Raw genomic sequence first — 15,429 nt, 5'->3', positions numbered from 1 at the left:
TGTTGTCCGCCTCATGCCCAACGGATACCGTCGGCGCATGGCGCGCGCAGACGTGGAGTTCGGTTCCAGAGGTGTGACGTGTCGGGCGTGGCTGTACCTCCCGGAGGCCGACCGGCCCGCGCCGATCATCGTGATGGCGCACGGGCTCGGCGCCATCAAAGAGATGCGGCTCGATGCCTTCGCCGAGCGATTCTGCGACGCCGGGTATGCCTGTCTGGTCTTCGACTACCGACACTTCGGGGCCAGCGATGGTCAGCCGCGGCAACTGCTGTCGGTGCGCCGGCAGCTGCAGGACTGGGCGGCGGCGATCGCGTTCGCGCGCAGCCTCACCGAGGTGGACAACCGGCGAGTGATCTTGTGGGGCACCTCATTCGGTGGTGGCCACGTGATGGTGGCGGCCGCGCGCGACGGCGACGTCGCCGCGGTGATCGCGCAATGCCCGTTCACCAGCGGCACCGCGTCGGTGCTCGCGATGGAGCCGGCCACGGCGGTCCGGGTGACCGGGCGGGCCATCGCCGACCTCGCGGCGAAGCTTCTGCGGCGTGATCCGGTGATGGTGGGGTTGGCAGGCGAGCCCCACGATACGGCGCTGATGACGGCGCCCGATGTGGTCGCGGGGTATCTCCCGCTGGTACCCGATGGTCAGGCGTTCACCAACGAGGTCGCGGCGCGGGTGGTGCCGGAGATCGCGCTGCATCATCCAGGACGCGCACTCGCCGAGCTCACCTGCCCGGTGTTGGTCTGCGTCTGTGACAAGGACAGTGTCGCGCCACCACGGCAGACGGTGCGGTACGCCCACCGGGGCCCGACGACGCAGTTGATCCGCTATCCCGAGGGACACTTCGACATCTACGTCGGCGACGCCTTCGAGGAGGTCGTCGCCGACCAGGTGGACTTCCTCGACCGGGTGGTGCCGCTGGGGTGAGCCCTGCCCACCCTCAGCCGATGACCCGCTCGGTGCCCGCGTAGTTCGCCTCGACGGCCTGCTTGTGCGGTTGCCACCAGTCAGGGTTGGCGCGGTACCAGTCGATGGTCGCCGACAAACCGGATCGGAAGTCCAGATATTGCGGCTGCCAACCCAATTCGGTGCGCAGCCGGGTGGAGTCGATGGCGTAACGGCGGTCGTGGCCGGGCCGGTCGGTGACGAAGTCGAAGGCGTCTGCGGGCTGTCCCAGCAACTCCAGGATGGTCTCGACGACGGTGCGGTTGTTCACCTCGCCATCGGCGCCGATCAGATACGTCTCGCCGATCTCACCGCGTTCGATGATGGTCCACACCGCGTCGTTGTGGTCGTCGACGTGAATCCAGTCGCGCACGTTGAGGCCGTCGCCATACAGTTTGGGCCGCACTCCGGCGAGCACGTTGGTGATCTGGCGCGGGATGAACTTCTCGATGTGCTGATAGGGCCCGTAGTTGTTAGAGCAGTTGGAGATCGTCGCCCGCAGACCGAATGACCGCACCCATGCCCGCACCAGCAGATCCGAGCCGGCCTTGGTGGAGGAATACGGGCTCGATGGGTTGTAGGCGGTCGCCTCGGTGAACCGGGTCGGGTCGTCGAGATCGAGGTCACCGTAGACCTCGTCGGTGCTGATGTGGTGATACCGCACGTCGTGGCGGCGGACGGCCTCCAACAGGGCGAACGTGCCCACGAGGTTGGTCTGCACGAACGACGACGGATCGGCCAGCGAGTTGTCGTTGTGGGATTCGGCGGCGAAATGCACCACCACGTCGGCGGCCGCGACCAGCCGATCGACCAGCGCGGCGTCGGCGACATCGCCGACGACCAGATCGATGCGGTCGGCGACCGACTCCAGGGTGGCCGGGTTGGCGGCGTAGGTGAGTTTGTCGAGCACGGTGATCTCGACGTCGGGGCGTTGCGCGAGCGTGCGCAACACGAAATTGGCGCCGATGAAACCGGCACCCCCGGTGACCAGAACCCGCATGACTCGACCCTTCCGTTGGACGACCGTCACTGTACCGTCGGGTGCGGTGACCGGGTGGGACGTGTGCGCTATGCCCTAGGCTGGGCGCTATGCGCGGCATCATCCTCGCCGGAGGCACGGGCACCCGCCTGCACCCCATCACCCAGGGCGTCAGCAAGCAGTTGGTGCCGGTCTATGACAAGCCGATGATCTACTATCCGCTGTCGACGCTGATGCTCGCCGGCATCCGAGACATCATGATCATCACCACGCCGCACGACAGCGCCGCATTCCGCGGGCTGCTGGGCACCGGTGAGCAATTCGGTATCAACCTGACGTACGTGACGCAACCGTCGCCCGACGGACTCGCACAGGCATTCGTGCTCGGTGCCGACCACATCGGTGATGAGTCGGTGGCGCTGGTCTTGGGAGACAACATCTTCTACGGCCCCGGATTGGGCAGTCAGCTACAGGGATTCGAAAACGTAGACGGCGGCGCCATTTTCGCCTACTGGGTGGCCGACCCTTCGGCGTACGGGGTGGTGGACTTCGACGAAAGCGGTCGTGCGGTGGCGTTACAGGAGAAGCCGCAGCACCCGCGTTCCAACTATGCGGTGCCGGGCTTGTACTTCTACGACAACGACGTGGTCGAGATCGCGCGCAACCTCGCCCCGAGCGCCCGCGGTGAATACGAGATCACCGACATCAACGCGCACTACCTCGAGCAGGGGCGGCTGGCGGTGCAGGTGTTGCCGCGCGGCACCGCGTGGCTCGACACCGGCACCTTCGACTCCTTGCTGGACGCCGGCAACTTCGTACGTACGGTCGAGCAGCGGCAGGGGCTCAAGATCGCGGTGCCCGAAGAGATCGCCTGGCGACGCGGATTTATCGACGATGACGAATTGCGGATACGCGCCGAGAAACTCCGCAAATCCGGCTACGGCGGTTACCTGCTGGAGCTACTCGACCGCGGAAAGGGCTTCTGACATGAAGTTGCGACCACTGGCGATAGACGGGGCGTGGGAACTGACCCCGGTGCAGCACGGCGACGATCGCGGTCTGTTCGCGGAGGTGTTCAAGGCAGATCTGCTCGCCGAGGCGATCGGCCATCGGCTCGACCTCGCCCAGGTGAACCTCTCGGTGTCGGCGGCGGGCGTACTGCGTGGTGTGCACTTCGCCGACGTCCCGCCCGGGCAGGCCAAGTACGTGACCTGTCCGTCGGGCGCGATTCTCGACGTCATCGTCGACATCCGGGTCGGGTCGCCGACCTTCGGCACCTACGACACGGTCCTGCTCGACGACGTCGACCGCCGTGCGGTGTATCTTTCCGAAGGGCTCGGTCACGCCTTCTGCTCGCTCGCCGACGGCTCGACGGTCACCTACCTCTGTTCGACCGGCTACAACCCGGGCGCCGAACACGGCATCAACCCCCTCGACGCGGAACTGGGCATCGAGTGGCCGAACACCGCTCGTGACGGTAGCCCGTTGAGCTACGAGCTGTCGGCGAAAGACACTGCCGCGCCGGGCTTGTCGGAGGCTCGGGACTCCGGCCTGCTCCCGAACCACGACGACGTCACCACCTACCTGCGCACCCTCGCGACCTAACCTCCCCAAGTCTTGACACGGTAGTCGAGAGAACCCCAAAAATCGCCGAGAGAACCCAGCCCCACCACAATCGGATGCCGTCGGCGAGAAGCTGGGTTCTCTCGGCGATTTTTGGGGTTCTCTCGACGCGAAGGGGTCGACTACCGTGTCAAGACTTGGCGGCCTAGGGTTTCTGCTGATTCTCCGCGTCGCGCAGGGCAACCGCCCTCGCCAATCTCGCGTACTTGATCTCGAGCTCGCGGAATCGTAGGTAGGTCGACACGGTAGTGAACGCGAAGGCGATCACCAACAGGAACAACACGAGGTCGAGGCCACGTTGGATGCCGATCTTGTTGGCGAGCCAGGTGATGTCGTCCTGGCGAAGCATTGCGTACAGGCCGAATGCCACAAACACCACGAACAGGATCTTCACGCCCGCCGAGGCGCGAGCGGTGCCGCGGTTGACGACGAAGAACGCCACCAGTACCACCAGCCCGACGATGGCGAGGATCTGCAGCCAGATCATGTGGTGCTCACTTCCTCATTCGCGGGTGCAGCAGTCCGTCGGCGACGATGTTGACGCCATTGATCAGGGACTGTCCCTTCGCCCGGGAGTAGTCGGTGTACAAGATGGTGACGGGCTGCTCGGCCACCCGCCAGCCGTGATGGTCGATGAGGGCCACGAACTCCGAAGCATGACTCATCCCGGCCATCACCAGGTCGAGGTCGTCGGCCACGGTCTTGTTGAAGGCGCGTAATCCGTTGTGGGCGTCGGTCAGTCCGAGGCGTCGTGTTCGTGGGCTGAGAAAGACGATGGTGCGCAACGCCATTCGTCGCAGCAGCGGCACCGACTCGCTGCGCCCCTCGGCGAAGCGGGTGCCGACGATGATGTCGACGGGCTCGGTGCGCAGCCGCTCGATCATCGCGACGACGTCGTCGACCCGATGTTGTCCGTCGGCGTCGAAGGTGACGAAATACCGAGCTCCCGGTTGTGCGCGCGCATACTCGACGCCGGTCTGGATGGCCGCACCCTGACCGAGATTGACCGGATGCCGTACCAGTCGTACTCCCGCCGCTCGGATCTGCGCGGCGGAATCGTCGCGGCTGCCGTCGTCGACGCAGACGATGTTGGGAAAGGTCTTCGCCGCATTCGCCGCGACATCCCGGATCACCTGCGCCTCGTTGAAAACGGGTATCACCAGCCACACGTCATCGTTGCTGGTGGCGCCGGAGGTCATGCGGGTAACCCTAGCCGAGCGGACTGTCGCCATGACCTACCCTGGTCGGGTGCCGATCGACGTGATGATGCCGTTCTACGGCGACGTCGCCCAGTTCCGGCAGGCGGTCACCAGCGTGCTCGACCAGAGTGACGGAGACCTGCGGCTCGTCGTCATCGACGACTGCTATCCCGACCCGGAGCCCGCCGCGTGGCTGGCGTCTGTGGCCGATCCGCGCATCCACTACCTGCGCAACGAGACCAATCTGGGTGTCAACGGAAACTTCCGGCGATGCGTGGAACTGGTGGAGGCCGAGTACTTCGTGGTGATGGGCTGCGACGACGTGATGCTGCCCGACTACGTGGCGGGCGTGCGCTCGTTGGCCCGCGACCATCCGCAGGCGACGGTCATCGCCCCGGGGGTGGAGGTCATCGACGACGACGGTCGTGTGGTGCGCCCACTCGGAGACCGGATCAAGACCCTGTTGACGCCGCGCGCGCAGCCCGGGCGGCCGGCCGTGCTGCGCGGGGAAGCCATGGCGACCAGCCTCTACCACGGCAACTGGACCTATTTTCCGTCGCTGCTGTGGCGTACCGATCCGGTCCGTGAGGTCGGGTTTCGGCCGGGGCTGGACATCGTGCTCGACCTTGCCCTGCTCGTCGACCTGGCGGCCGGCGGCGGCTCGCTCGTGCACGATGCGCGCGTGGCGTTCCGATATCGCCGGCATGAGGCGTCGGTGAGTTCGGTGCAGGCCGTCGACGGACGACGGTTCGCCGAGGAGAACGCCTTCTTCGCCGAGGAAGCCCGCCGGTGCGCGCAGCGAGGCTGGCCGCGTGCCGCGCGTGCCGCCCGCCTGCACGCGACGTCGCGGCTCAACCACGCTCAATCGCGTGTGCTGGCCACCGCGGGCCGACTGCGCCCGGCCAACACCACACCGTGAACCGCCATCCCCACCACCGGGCCGCCGAGCAACGCGATCGCCACGCGGACCGTCACGTCGGTCGGTAGCAGCAACAACCCGATCGAGGCGAGCGTCGCCACCCACCAGCCGGCCGCATACCAGCGGTGTGCGCCGACGGCGATCGTGGCCGCCCCCGTCACGGTCAGCAACGCCAGTGTCGTCGCACCCAGGGTGAACGCGGCCAGCGCGGCGCCGCTGAGCCGAAAATCCGCGCCGAATACCGCCGTGAGCAGCCAGGGTCCGATCAGCCACGCGGCCCCCGACCCCACCACGCCGATCGCGGCGACGGCGACGAACGGGGCTCGCAACGCCGCCCCCAACCGCCGACCGGCGTCGACGAAACGCGTGATCAACACCCCTTGAAAGCTGTTCAGCGGCACCAACAGCGGCGCACGGGTCAGCGTCACGGCGAGCACCACCGCGCCCACCGCGGCGGGGTCGGCGTCGGCGCCGGTCGCGGTGATGAGCACCGGGAAACCCATCACCAGCACCGCGCTGGCCGCGGCGGCCGCCATCGCGGTCACCGTGTTGCCGGTGAATCGGCGCGCGGTGACATCGGCGGGCAGACAGACTGCCGCGCGGGCGGCAGGCGACGTCGCCAACAGCACCATCCAGGACACCGAGCCGATCACCGTGATCACCAGAAACGCGGTCACGTCGCCGTCGAACACCACCGTGAGCACGGCGCCGACAAGACGGATCACCGCGTCCACCGACAGCAGCATCGCGAACGCACCCCAGGACACCGCCCCCGACAACGCGCCCGCGAGGTGGGCGTACACCCCGAACGATGCGACGCCGATGGCCAGCAGCAGCACCGACAGCCCGCGCTGTTCGTCGAAGACCAGCCCGCTCCACAGCGGAGACGTCACTGCGACCAGCAGGCCGATCGTCACTCCGATGGCGCCGTTGATCAGCCACGGCCGACGACCCGGTGCGTTGGCGCCGTCGATACCGGCCCGGATGGCGCGGGTGGTCTCCTGCAACTGCCCGTTCTGGGCGCCGGTGACCATCCCGTAGGCGGCCCAGAACACCGCGAACACGCCGTAGCCCGCTGCGCCGAGCTGACGGGCCGCTAACAGCAGCACCACGTAACCGGACGCGGCCGCGATCAGCGTGGCCACGGTGACCCGGCCGATGGCGCCGGAGGTGCGCCGCGTCGCGGCCGTCTCGCCGGTCATCGGCCGAGCTCGTCGATCATGCTCAGGACGGACCGGGGAAGTCCGGCAACGCCGCGGTGAAGAGCCACTCGTCCCACAGGTGGGTCAGCGACATGGTCGAGTAGTTGGCGGCCAGCGCGATGAAGTCCTCGGTCGTCGCCGAACCGTACCGATATTTGTCCGTCCACCGTTTGATCAGGGCGAAGAAGTTGCCGTCGCCGATGGTCAGGCGCAGGGCGTGCAAGGTGAGTGCGCCACGTTTGTAGACCCAGTCGTCGAACATCCGGCGCGGACCGGGATCGGCGAGTGTGGCGCGCACGGGGTTCGCTGCGAGTTTGTCGTAGTAGTGCCGCGCCCATTCGGTGGCGCTCTTGCCGCCCGAACGCTGACTCCACAGCCACTCCGCGTAGCAGGCGAATCCCTCGTGCAGCCAGATGTCGCGCCAGCGTGACAGGGTGACGGAGTTGCCGAACCACTGGTGGGCCAGCTCGTGGGCGACGAGCCGTTCCGCGCGTTGGGAGCCGTCGCAGTGATTGGCGCCGAAGGTGGAGAAGCTCTGCGCCTCGATCGGGATGTCGAGGTCGTCGTCGGTGATCACCACGGTGTAGCGGGGGAAAGGGTAGGGTCCGAACATCTCGACGAAGGTGTCGATCATTTCGACCTGGCGCCCGAAATCGACGTCGAGGTTGGACACCAGCCGTCCCGGTAGCACGGCGTCGACGGGGATCGGCTTGCTGGCCAACGTCTTCTTGACGTACGGACCGATCTGGATCGACGCGAGGTAGGTGGGCATCGGCTCGACCTGCTGGTACACCCAAGTGGTCTGTGCGGCCCGGGACCGTTTGGATTCCAGCACCCCGTTGGCGAGCGCGTAGTAGGGGCTGTCGGTGGTGATGGATATCCGGTAGGGCGCCTTGGCGCTCGGGTGGTCGTCGCAGGGGAACCACGATGCCGCGCCGTTGGGCTGGTTGGCGCACAGAGCGCCCTCGGAGAGCTCCTCCCAACCGACCTCACCCCACGCACCGCGGATAGGGCGGGGGGTGCCGGCGTAGCGGATGACTATGGTCATCGCCCCGCCCGGCGGTACCGGGGCATCCGGGGTGATCGACAGCTTGCGGCTGCGGTGACTGTAACGGGCCCGCTTGTCGTTGACCGTCACGCGCGACACCGACAGCGACGAGGCGAGATCGAGTGTGAACTTCCGCAGCGCGACAAAGGACGTTGCAGTCAGCGTCGCCACCCCGGATAGTCGGTTGGGTGACACCTTGTACTCGAGGTCGAGGTCGTAGCGCGAGATGCGGTAGCCGAGGTTGCCGTTGTCGGGCAGGTATGGGTCGAGTGCATCCAGCGGGGCGCCCAGCAGCGGTTCTCGTGGACCCTTCGCCGACTTTCCCGGCACTGACTCTCCGATCTGTGTTCGAACGCGGCGCAATGTGTCACGGCACGCGAACGGGGTATTCGCCTTGATGTCGCGTGGTGTTGCGGAGACTCAGGTTACCTGTCGGGTGCCGTGTGCATGCGACGGCGATGGCGTGAGAAAGTGTAGATCAAGCGGACCGTAGTCCGGTTGTGATGGTCGGGACGACAAGGGAGAGCAATGTTCGGCATTCGCAGTGTGACGTTTTTCTTGGCACGACTGATTCTTGGCTACATCTTCATCATGCACGGCTGGCAGAAGCTGCACACCAACGGAATCGACGCCACCGAGCGCGCTTTCGATTCGATGGGGATACCCGCGCCGAATCTCGCGGCGCAGTACGCCACGTGGGTGGAGTTCGTCGGCGGCATCCTGCTGATTCTCGGCCTGTTCCTGCCCATCGTCGCGATCCTGCTGATCGCCGACATGATCGGCGCCATCGCCTACGCCCATTGGGACGCGGGCTTCTGGGCCGCCGACGGCGGCTACGAGCTCCCGCTGGCGCTGATCGGTGGTCTGCTCGCGGTCGGCTTCGCCCAGGCCGGCTCCGCCGCCGCCGACCACTACGTCTTCCGCCGCCGGCGTCGCGGCGCAGTCGTCGACTGACGCACCAGCCGTCGGCGGGTCGGCGCGCGGTGTCATCCGTCGGCGGTTCCGCACGCGGTGTCATCCGTCGGAGGGTCGGCACGCGGTGTCATCCGTAGGCGGTTCCGCGCGCGGCTTTATCCGCCGATCGAGTAGCCGAGCCGCTAGGCGAGGCGTATCGAGATCCGGTGACGACGATCTCGATACGCTCGCTCGCCTGGCGGCTCGCGGGCTACTCGATCCGAGGATCTCGATACGCTCGCTCGCCTGGCGGCTCGCGGGCTACTCGATCATCGGTGGGGCGCGGTCACTTCCGCCACGGGGCGATGGGGTTGCCCTGCCAGCGGGTGTGAGCGGGGACGACGTCGCCGCGCATCACCAACGACGCGGGCCCGACGGTCGCGCTCTCGCCCAGGCCTGACGCGGGCAGCGCCACACAGTGCGGACCCAGCGTGGAACCGGCCTCCAGGGTGACCCGATCGATTGCCATCACCCGGTCGTGGAACAGATGCGTCTGCACCACACACCCGCGCTGGACCGTGGCGCCGTCGCCGAGGGTCACCAGATCGGCCTCCGGCAGCCAATAGGTCTCGCACCACACACCGCGGCCGATCCGGGCACCCAGCATGCGTAGCCAGAGGTTCAGGATCGGTGTGCCGGTGGCCGCATTGGCGAACCACGGGGCCGCGACGGTCTCCACGAACGCGTCAGACAACTCGTTGCGCCACACGAACGAACTCCACAGCGGATGCTCCGACACCCGGATCCGACCCACCACCAACCATTTCGCCGCCGCCGCGATGCAGCATGCGGCCGCGCCGGCCACCAACAGGAGCACACCGCTGAGCAGGTCCGCCGCCCACCAGGACACATGCTGACCGATGTACTGCAGCCCCAACAGCATGAACAGGCCGAGTCCGAACGACACCATCACCGGGATGATGCGCAGGGTCTCCACCACGGCGCGGGCCACCTTCAAACGCACCGGGGGATCGAACGTGCGTGACGTGTCGGTCTCGGCGGTGGTGCGCCGCAATCGGACGGGGGGACTGCCCAGCCAGCTCGACCCCGACTTGGCGCGATCCGGCGTCGCCGACAACACCGCGACCAAGCCGTTCTTCGGCACCTTACGTCCCGGTCCGGTCATCCCGGAGTTGCCCAGGAACGACCGCTTGCCGATCTTGGCCTCGTCGATGTGCAGCCATCCGCCGCCGAGTTCGTAGGACGCCACCATCGTGTCGTCGGCGAGAAACGCTCCGTCGCCGACCGTGGTGAACTTCGGCAACACCAGCGCGGTGGAGATCTCGGTGCCCGCACCCACCTTGACCCCGAGTAACCGGAACCACCACGGCGTCAACAGGCTCGCGTACAGCGGGAACAGGTAGGTGCGAGACGCGTCCATCAAGCGTTCGGTCATCCACACCTGCCAGCCGACGCGTGATCGCACCGGGTGATAGCCCTTGGTGAGCCCAATCGACAGCAGCCGCACCAAGATCGCGGTGATCAACGCGAACACGAGCAGGCTGGTCACGGTGGCGGCCGGCAGCAGGACCAGGCAGCGCAGGGCGACGCTGCGTAGCCGATCGGCATGGATGGCCCACGAGCCCATCACCGCGAGTCCGGCGGCCAGCGCGATCAGCGGGATCGCGGCCAGCACCATCGACGACAGTCCGAAGATCGGCACCCACATCGAACCGCGCGGTGGTCGGTGTTCGGGCCACGGGTGATCGGCCTTGCCGACCTTCACCGCCGGTGAGCCCGCCCAGTGCTGGCGTGCCTTGACCCGACCACGAACTGCCGACCCGGCAGCCACCTCGGCGTCGCGTCCGATCACTGCACCCGGAAGCAACGTCGATCGCGCCCCGATGGAGGCGCCGCGTTTGATGACGATCTCACCGATGTGGACGGTGTCGCCGTCGATCCACCATCCGGCGATGTCCACCTCGGGTTCCACCGACGCACCCTCGCCGATGGTGAGGAAGCCGGTCACCGGCGGAATGGTGTGCAGGTCGACGCCCCGGCCGACGGTGGCGCCGAGGGCGCGGGCCAGATAGATCATCCACGGTGCACCGGACAGGTTGGCCGCACCGCTCGCGTCGAGCAGGCGTTCGGCCACCCACAACCGCAGATGGGTGCTTCCGCCGCGCGGGTAGCTGCCGGGAGTCACCCCGGCCAGGAGCAGACGCGCGCCGGCCGCGGCGATCACCATCCGGCCGGGTGGGGTGATGAACAGCAGGAACGCCACGAGCAGTACCCACCAGTTCACCGGAACCAGCCACGGCACATCCCGGTCGGCGCGCGCCACCACCTCCACCGCGATGTTGTTGACCACGCCCAGCCAGGTCGCCCACTGCAGACCGGTGAGGGTGGTCAGCGGCACCGACAGCAGGATTTGTGCCCAGCCGGTGCTGCGCGGGGTCGGCGTGATGTCACGTTCCTGCACGACCGTCACCGGGGTGCGACCGTCGAGCAGTTCGGCCAGCGAACCCAGACGAGGATGGTCGTAGAGGTCGGCGACGGTGATATCGGGATAGCGTTCCCGCAGTGCGGTTACCAGCTGCGCGGCGGCCAGGGAGCCGCCACCTTCGGCGAAGAAGTCGGCTTTCGCGTCGTCGACGGTGACGCCGAGGACGTCGGTCCATCGTTGGGCCATCCAGGCCTCGGTGTCGGTGAGATCGTCACCGTCATCGTCTTTTTTTGCCGCACCAGAGCTCCCCGGGAGCGGCCAGGGCAGCGCATTGCGGTCCACCTTGCCCGACGTTCGTGTCGGGAGTTCATCCACCAGCGCCAGCCGAGGAACCATGGGCGCCGGCAGCTGTTCGGTGAGCAGTCGATGTGCGGCGGCGACGTCGAAGTTGGGGTGCGGCGACACCAGATAGCCCACCAACAGACTGTTGCCGGCGGCCGACTTGCGGACCGCCGCGGCCGCGCCACTGACGCCCGGAAGCTGTTGGAGCGCATTGTCGATCTCGCCGAGCTCGATGCGCCGCCCACCGACCTTCACCTGGTCGTCGGCGCGACCCTGGAACAGCAGACCGGCCGGATCGAGCCGCACGAGGTCGCCGCTGCGATAGGCCCGTTCCCAACCCAGGGTCGGCATCGGTGCGTACTTCGCGGCGTCCTTGGCCGGGTCCAGATAACGTGCCAGGCCGACGCCACCGATGACGAGTTCACCGACCTCGCCCTCGCCCACCGGCTGGCCATCGGCTCCCACCACGGCCAGATCCCAACCCGGCAGTGGCAATCCGATACGCACCGGGCCGCGGCCATCGAGCGGTGCCGCGCACGCCACCACGGTGGCCTCGGTGGGACCGTAGGTGTTCCACACCTCGCGGCCCTCGACGGCCAGCCGCTCGGCCAGTTCCTGCGGGCAGGCCTCGCCGCCGAAGATCAGCAGCCGCACGGCCTCGAGCGCTTCCGGCGGCCACAGCGATGCCAGTGTGGGCACCGTCGACACCACCGTGACGTCGCGCTGCACCAACCATGGTCCGAGATCCATGCCGCTGCGCACCAGCGATCGGGGTGCAGGCACCAGACAGGCCCCGTAACGCCAGGCCAGCCACATCTCCTCGCAGGAGGCGTCGAAGGCCACCGACAGTCCAGCCAGTACCCGGTCCTCGGGCCCCAGCGGGTCGTCGACGAGGAACATGCGGGCCTCGGCGTCGACGAACGCGGCCGCATTGCGGTGGGTGACGGCCACACCCTTCGGGGTACCGGTGGAACCCGAGGTGAAGATGATCCACGCGTCGTCATCGACCGTCGGGCGCTGCGCCGGGACCGGCGTGCGTCCTTCGGTCGGGTGCACACCCTCGGCGTCGATGATGGCGTCCACGCCCGCCTCACCGAAGACGAGCTCCGCACGTTCGGCGGGGTCGTCGGCGTCGACCGGAACGTAGGCGGCCCCGGCGTAGAGCGTGGACAAGATCGCCACGTACAGATCGCGGCTGCCCGAGGGCATCCGGATGCCGACACGCCCGCCGCGGCCGACTCCCGCGTCACCGAGGTTCTCGGCGCCGCGGCGTACCAAAGCGAGCAACTCGGAGTAGGTGAGAGTCAGGTCACCATCGTCGATGGCCGGTGAATCCGGGTACGACCGAGCGGTGTCATCGAGGACGTCGCACAGGGTTCGCGGTGCGCTGGCCTGCGACGACAACAGGAACTGGGCCGGAATGACCACGTATCACCACCATCGATTCGGCATGGAACGGAGAATATAACCGAGAGCTCCCAGCAGTGTCTGTGACGCAGGTGAACGGGGCGTGGCGCACGCACCGCGACGTTTGCGCCCATCGATGGTGTGGTAAACGGTCTACGAAACCGAGATCGGAACGCCCGATCCGTGTAGTTTTCGCACTGACGCCATCTCAGCATGTGAGCAACGGACGTGCTGCGTCGGCAATGCGTACCGCCGATCGCCAGACGACGAGGATGTGAGCCATGCCGATCGTGCATCACCGCGCCCCGAGTCTGCTGTCCTATGCCATGTGGGTCGGCAGCCGCGGTCTGCTGCGCCCCACACTCTCGCTGTGGCCGCTGAACAGGCCGGGGATGGCGGGTCTGTTCCTGATAGACCGGGCGCTCGCGGTCGGGCCGCGCCCGGCCGGCGTGGTGCGTGAGCGGATGACGCTGGCGGGTCGTCCGGTCGAACTCATCCTGCCCGCGGGACCATCGCGGCGCGATGCGGAGACAGCCATCCTCTATCTGCACGGCGGCGCGTTCGTGGTCTGCGGACTGGGCTCGCACCGCTCGATCGCGAGTCGGCTGTCGCGATCCTGCGAGCTGCCGGTGTTCTCGGTGGAGTATCGCCAGCTGCCCGCGGCCGGGGTCGGTACCTCGGTGGCCGACGCCGTCGGCGCCTACCGAGAACTGGTGTCGGAACGGGGCTACCGGCGCGTCATCGTCGCGGGTGACTCCGCGGGCGGCTTCCTGGCCGGCAAGGTGATCGAGGCCGCCATCGACGAGGGACTGCCGATGCCCACCGCCTTCGTGGGGATTTCGCCGTTGCTCGACCTCGACGTCGGCACCCACCCGGATCGGTCCAGCCGCTCCGACGCCTACATCCCGCGCAGCAAGATGGCCGAGCTCGCACCGCTGTTCGCGCGTGGTCCGGTGGTCTTCAACGGGGTGCGCCGCATCACCGACCTCGCCGATGCGGCGTTCCCGCCGACGGTGATGGTCACCGCCGAGGGGGAGATGCTCGAAGCCGACGTCATCGAGCTCGTCGAGACGCTCGATGATGCGGGTGTCGACACCGTGGCCCACAGCTACGCTTGGCAGGTGCACGCGTTCCCGGTGCTTTCCACCCGGCACCCGGAGAGCATGCACGCCATCGACGTGATCGCGGCGTTTGCCGCCGACGCCATCCGAAAGGCCAAGGACACTGAGCACCGAGAGGGCCAACGGGCCGGCTGAGTCTCAGACCGCCCCGAAGACCACCGGCGCGAGCGCCCCGACGGTGCCCGGCGCCATCGATGCGCGTTTCACGCTGGCCGCCGAACGCACGGTGCTCGCCTGGGTGCGCACCGCGTTGGGGTTCATGGCGGCAGGGGTTGCCGTGGTCTATGTCGCCGCCGACATCGAACATCCCGTGCTGGAGACTGCGCTGGGGCTGGTGATGGTTGGATTGGGTTGTGCCATCGCCCTGCTCGGTGCGTGGCGGTGGCGACGCACGATGAACGCCCTGCGTGACGGTGGCGAGATGCCCGGCCCCTCGCATGTCACGTTCCTGATCGTTGGGATAGTGGTGGTGGCCGTCGCGATCGCGGTGGTGATCGTAGTCAACACCTGAGATGAGCATTTTTCGATGATCAACAACGACTTCGCACGCGGAGCGCAGACCTTTTCCCGCGGGATGACCATCGTCGGGTCGGCGATCTTGCTGGTCTGCGTGGCCTTGTTGACGGTCAATTGGTGGCAGGAAGGGCGATGGGTCTGGGTGGGTCTGGGAATCGCCATCGTGGTGGTCAACATCGGACTGATCGTGTTGCAGTTCCGGCGGCCGCGCCCGCCGAGCCGGCAGCCGCGCACCGACGACACCCGCCCCGGCGACACCCCGACCGAATGACCCTTGCGTCGCCGACAGAACCCGAAATGTCACCGACAGAACCCGCGCTCGTGCCGCGAGCGTCGTCGGCGGGCAACTCCCGGTGATGTCCGCGCGAGACCGGTTCGCATCGGCTCGAGTGGCGCGGCTGGCCACGGTGGGTGCCGACGCCCGCCCGCACCTCGTTCCGGTGGTCTTCGCGCTGGTCGATGACATCGTGGTGTCGTGCGTCGATCACAAGCCCAAACGCACACAGCGGCTACGTCGCCTCGCCAACATCGCGGCGAACCCGGCCGTGTCGCTGCTCGTCGACCACTACACCGAGGAGTGGGCCGCGCTCTGGTGGGTTCGCGTGGACGGCCGCGCCGATGTGGTCGACGCCGAGAGTGAACTCGGCGCACGCGCGATCGACCGCCTCGCCGCGAAGTACTCCCACTACCGCGCCGACCGGCCCGATGGACCGGTGATCGTGGTGCGCGACCTCGCTTTTCACAGTTGGGCGGCGACTCCGGAGCAGTGACCGGCAAGCGTGGGCCGGAG

15 protein-coding genes are annotated in these 15,429 nt (G+C 67.5%); 9 read left to right on the top strand and 6 right to left on the bottom strand.

What is annotated here, in order from left to right; translation table 11 throughout:
- Positions 1 to 37 precede the first annotated feature (37 nt).
- Positions 38 to 925 (top strand): alpha/beta hydrolase, encoded by an 888-nt coding sequence (locus OSB52_RS16460; RefSeq protein ID WP_235721819.1) that lies wholly within the window; start codon positions 38 to 40, stop codon positions 923 to 925.
- 13 nt (positions 926 to 938) lie between these two features.
- On the opposite strand, the gene rfbB is transcribed toward OSB52_RS16460, so the two are convergent.
- Positions 939 to 1,943 carry a dTDP-glucose 4,6-dehydratase gene (rfbB, locus tag OSB52_RS16455; protein ID WP_266062747.1) on the bottom strand — a complete coding sequence of 335 codons (1,005 nt, stop codon included), beginning with the start codon at positions 1,941 to 1,943 and terminating at the stop codon, positions 939 to 941.
- An 89-nt stretch (positions 1,944 to 2,032) separates the two neighbouring features.
- Between rfbB and rfbA the strand changes: the two genes are divergently transcribed.
- Both rfbA and OSB52_RS16445 read left to right on the top strand, forming a co-directional pair.
- Complete coding sequence (gene rfbA / locus OSB52_RS16450; protein ID WP_266062746.1) at positions 2,033 to 2,908, top strand: glucose-1-phosphate thymidylyltransferase RfbA; 876 nt, start codon at positions 2,033 to 2,035, stop codon at positions 2,906 to 2,908.
- A gap of 1 nt (position 2,909) precedes the next feature.
- On the top strand, positions 2,910 to 3,527 hold the full coding sequence (locus tag OSB52_RS16445) for a dTDP-4-dehydrorhamnose 3,5-epimerase family protein (RefSeq protein WP_235721822.1): 618 nt from the start codon (positions 2,910 to 2,912) through the stop codon (positions 3,525 to 3,527).
- 163 nt (positions 3,528 to 3,690) lie between these two features.
- On the opposite strand, the gene OSB52_RS16440 is transcribed toward OSB52_RS16445, so the two are convergent.
- Together OSB52_RS16440 and ppgS are read right to left on the bottom strand one after the other, a co-directional pair.
- The gene (locus OSB52_RS16440; RefSeq protein ID WP_235721823.1) at positions 3,691 to 4,032 is read right to left on the bottom strand and encodes a DUF2304 domain-containing protein; all 342 of its coding nucleotides are present in this window, start codon (positions 4,030 to 4,032) and stop codon (positions 3,691 to 3,693) included.
- 7 nt (positions 4,033 to 4,039) lie between these two features.
- On the bottom strand, positions 4,040 to 4,744 hold the full coding sequence (gene ppgS, locus OSB52_RS16435) for a polyprenyl-phospho-N-acetylgalactosaminyl synthase PpgS (protein ID WP_235721824.1): 705 nt from the start codon (positions 4,742 to 4,744) through the stop codon (positions 4,040 to 4,042).
- 49 nt (positions 4,745 to 4,793) lie between these two features.
- On the opposite strand from ppgS, the gene OSB52_RS16430 reads away from it, so the two are divergent.
- Positions 4,794 to 5,663, top strand: coding sequence for a glycosyltransferase family 2 protein (locus OSB52_RS16430; RefSeq protein WP_266062791.1), 870 nt, complete (start codon positions 4,794 to 4,796; stop codon positions 5,661 to 5,663).
- Here the strand turns inward: OSB52_RS16430 and OSB52_RS16425 are convergent.
- Entirely contained in the window at positions 5,606 to 6,865 is a 1,260-nt protein-coding gene (locus OSB52_RS16425; protein WP_266062745.1) for a lipopolysaccharide biosynthesis protein, read from the bottom strand. The genes OSB52_RS16430 and OSB52_RS16425 overlap by 58 nt on opposite strands.
- Before the next feature lie 22 nt (positions 6,866 to 6,887).
- On the bottom strand, positions 6,888 to 8,243 hold the full coding sequence (locus OSB52_RS16420; RefSeq protein WP_266062744.1) for a M1 family metallopeptidase: 1,356 nt from the start codon (positions 8,241 to 8,243) through the stop codon (positions 6,888 to 6,890).
- Positions 8,244 to 8,441: 198 nt separating this feature from the next.
- On the opposite strand from OSB52_RS16420, the gene OSB52_RS16415 reads away from it, so the two are divergent.
- The gene (locus tag OSB52_RS16415; RefSeq protein ID WP_266062743.1) at positions 8,442 to 8,867 is read left to right on the top strand and encodes a DoxX family protein; all 426 of its coding nucleotides are present in this window, start codon (positions 8,442 to 8,444) and stop codon (positions 8,865 to 8,867) included.
- A gap of 286 nt (positions 8,868 to 9,153) precedes the next feature.
- Here OSB52_RS16415 and OSB52_RS16410 read toward each other — a convergent pair whose 3' ends face one another.
- On the bottom strand, positions 9,154 to 13,023 hold the full coding sequence (locus OSB52_RS16410; RefSeq protein ID WP_266062741.1) for a Pls/PosA family non-ribosomal peptide synthetase: 3,870 nt from the start codon (positions 13,021 to 13,023) through the stop codon (positions 9,154 to 9,156).
- A 260-nt stretch (positions 13,024 to 13,283) separates the two neighbouring features.
- Here OSB52_RS16410 and OSB52_RS16405 point away from each other — a divergent pair, with 260 nt between their 5' ends.
- From OSB52_RS16405 to OSB52_RS16390, 4 genes are all read left to right on the top strand, one after another.
- Positions 13,284 to 14,258 carry an alpha/beta hydrolase gene (locus OSB52_RS16405; RefSeq protein ID WP_266062740.1) on the top strand — a complete coding sequence of 325 codons (975 nt, stop codon included), beginning with the start codon at positions 13,284 to 13,286 and terminating at the stop codon, positions 14,256 to 14,258.
- Positions 14,259 to 14,301: 43 nt separating this feature from the next.
- Positions 14,302 to 14,634, top strand: coding sequence for a YidH family protein (locus tag OSB52_RS16400; RefSeq protein WP_235721830.1), 333 nt, complete (start codon positions 14,302 to 14,304; stop codon positions 14,632 to 14,634).
- 15 nt (positions 14,635 to 14,649) lie between these two features.
- Positions 14,650 to 14,910 (top strand): hypothetical protein, encoded by a 261-nt coding sequence (locus OSB52_RS16395; protein WP_266062739.1) that lies wholly within the window; start codon positions 14,650 to 14,652, stop codon positions 14,908 to 14,910.
- 85 nt (positions 14,911 to 14,995) lie between these two features.
- A complete protein-coding gene (locus OSB52_RS16390) occupies positions 14,996 to 15,409 on the top strand; it encodes a TIGR03668 family PPOX class F420-dependent oxidoreductase (RefSeq protein ID WP_266062738.1) in 414 nt (137 codons plus the stop codon).
- The last annotated feature ends 20 nt before the right edge of the window (positions 15,410 to 15,429 follow it).

It is taken from the genome of Gordonia aquimaris (assembly GCF_026262595.1).
GTDB lineage: Bacteria > Actinomycetota > Actinomycetes > Mycobacteriales > Mycobacteriaceae > Gordonia > Gordonia tangerina.
Note: the sequence above shows the minus strand (reverse complement) of the source record. Positions and strands in the feature narration are given on the sequence as shown.

Coding starts and splice junctions, on each gene's coding strand:
- OSB52_RS16445 (WP_235721822.1), top strand. CDS start 2,910: ATGAAGTTGCGACCACTGGCGATAGACGGGGCGTGGGAACTGACCCCG.
- OSB52_RS16395 (WP_266062739.1), top strand. CDS start 14,650: ATGATCAACAACGACTTCGCACGCGGAGCGCAGACCTTTTCCCGCGGG.
- OSB52_RS16440 (WP_235721823.1), bottom strand. CDS start 4,032: ATGATCTGGCTGCAGATCCTCGCCATCGTCGGGCTGGTGGTACTGGTG.
- rfbA (WP_266062746.1), top strand. CDS start 2,033: ATGCGCGGCATCATCCTCGCCGGAGGCACGGGCACCCGCCTGCACCCC.
- OSB52_RS16415 (WP_266062743.1), top strand. CDS start 8,442: ATGTTCGGCATTCGCAGTGTGACGTTTTTCTTGGCACGACTGATTCTT.
- OSB52_RS16425 (WP_266062745.1), bottom strand. CDS start 6,865: ATGACCGGCGAGACGGCCGCGACGCGGCGCACCTCCGGCGCCATCGGC.
- rfbB (WP_266062747.1), bottom strand. CDS start 1,943: ATGCGGGTTCTGGTCACCGGGGGTGCCGGTTTCATCGGCGCCAATTTC.
- OSB52_RS16390 (WP_266062738.1), top strand. CDS start 14,996: ATGTCCGCGCGAGACCGGTTCGCATCGGCTCGAGTGGCGCGGCTGGCC.
- OSB52_RS16405 (WP_266062740.1), top strand. CDS start 13,284: ATGCCGATCGTGCATCACCGCGCCCCGAGTCTGCTGTCCTATGCCATG.
- ppgS (WP_235721824.1), bottom strand. CDS start 4,744: ATGACCTCCGGCGCCACCAGCAACGATGACGTGTGGCTGGTGATACCC.
- OSB52_RS16460 (WP_235721819.1), top strand. CDS start 38: ATGGCGCGCGCAGACGTGGAGTTCGGTTCCAGAGGTGTGACGTGTCGG.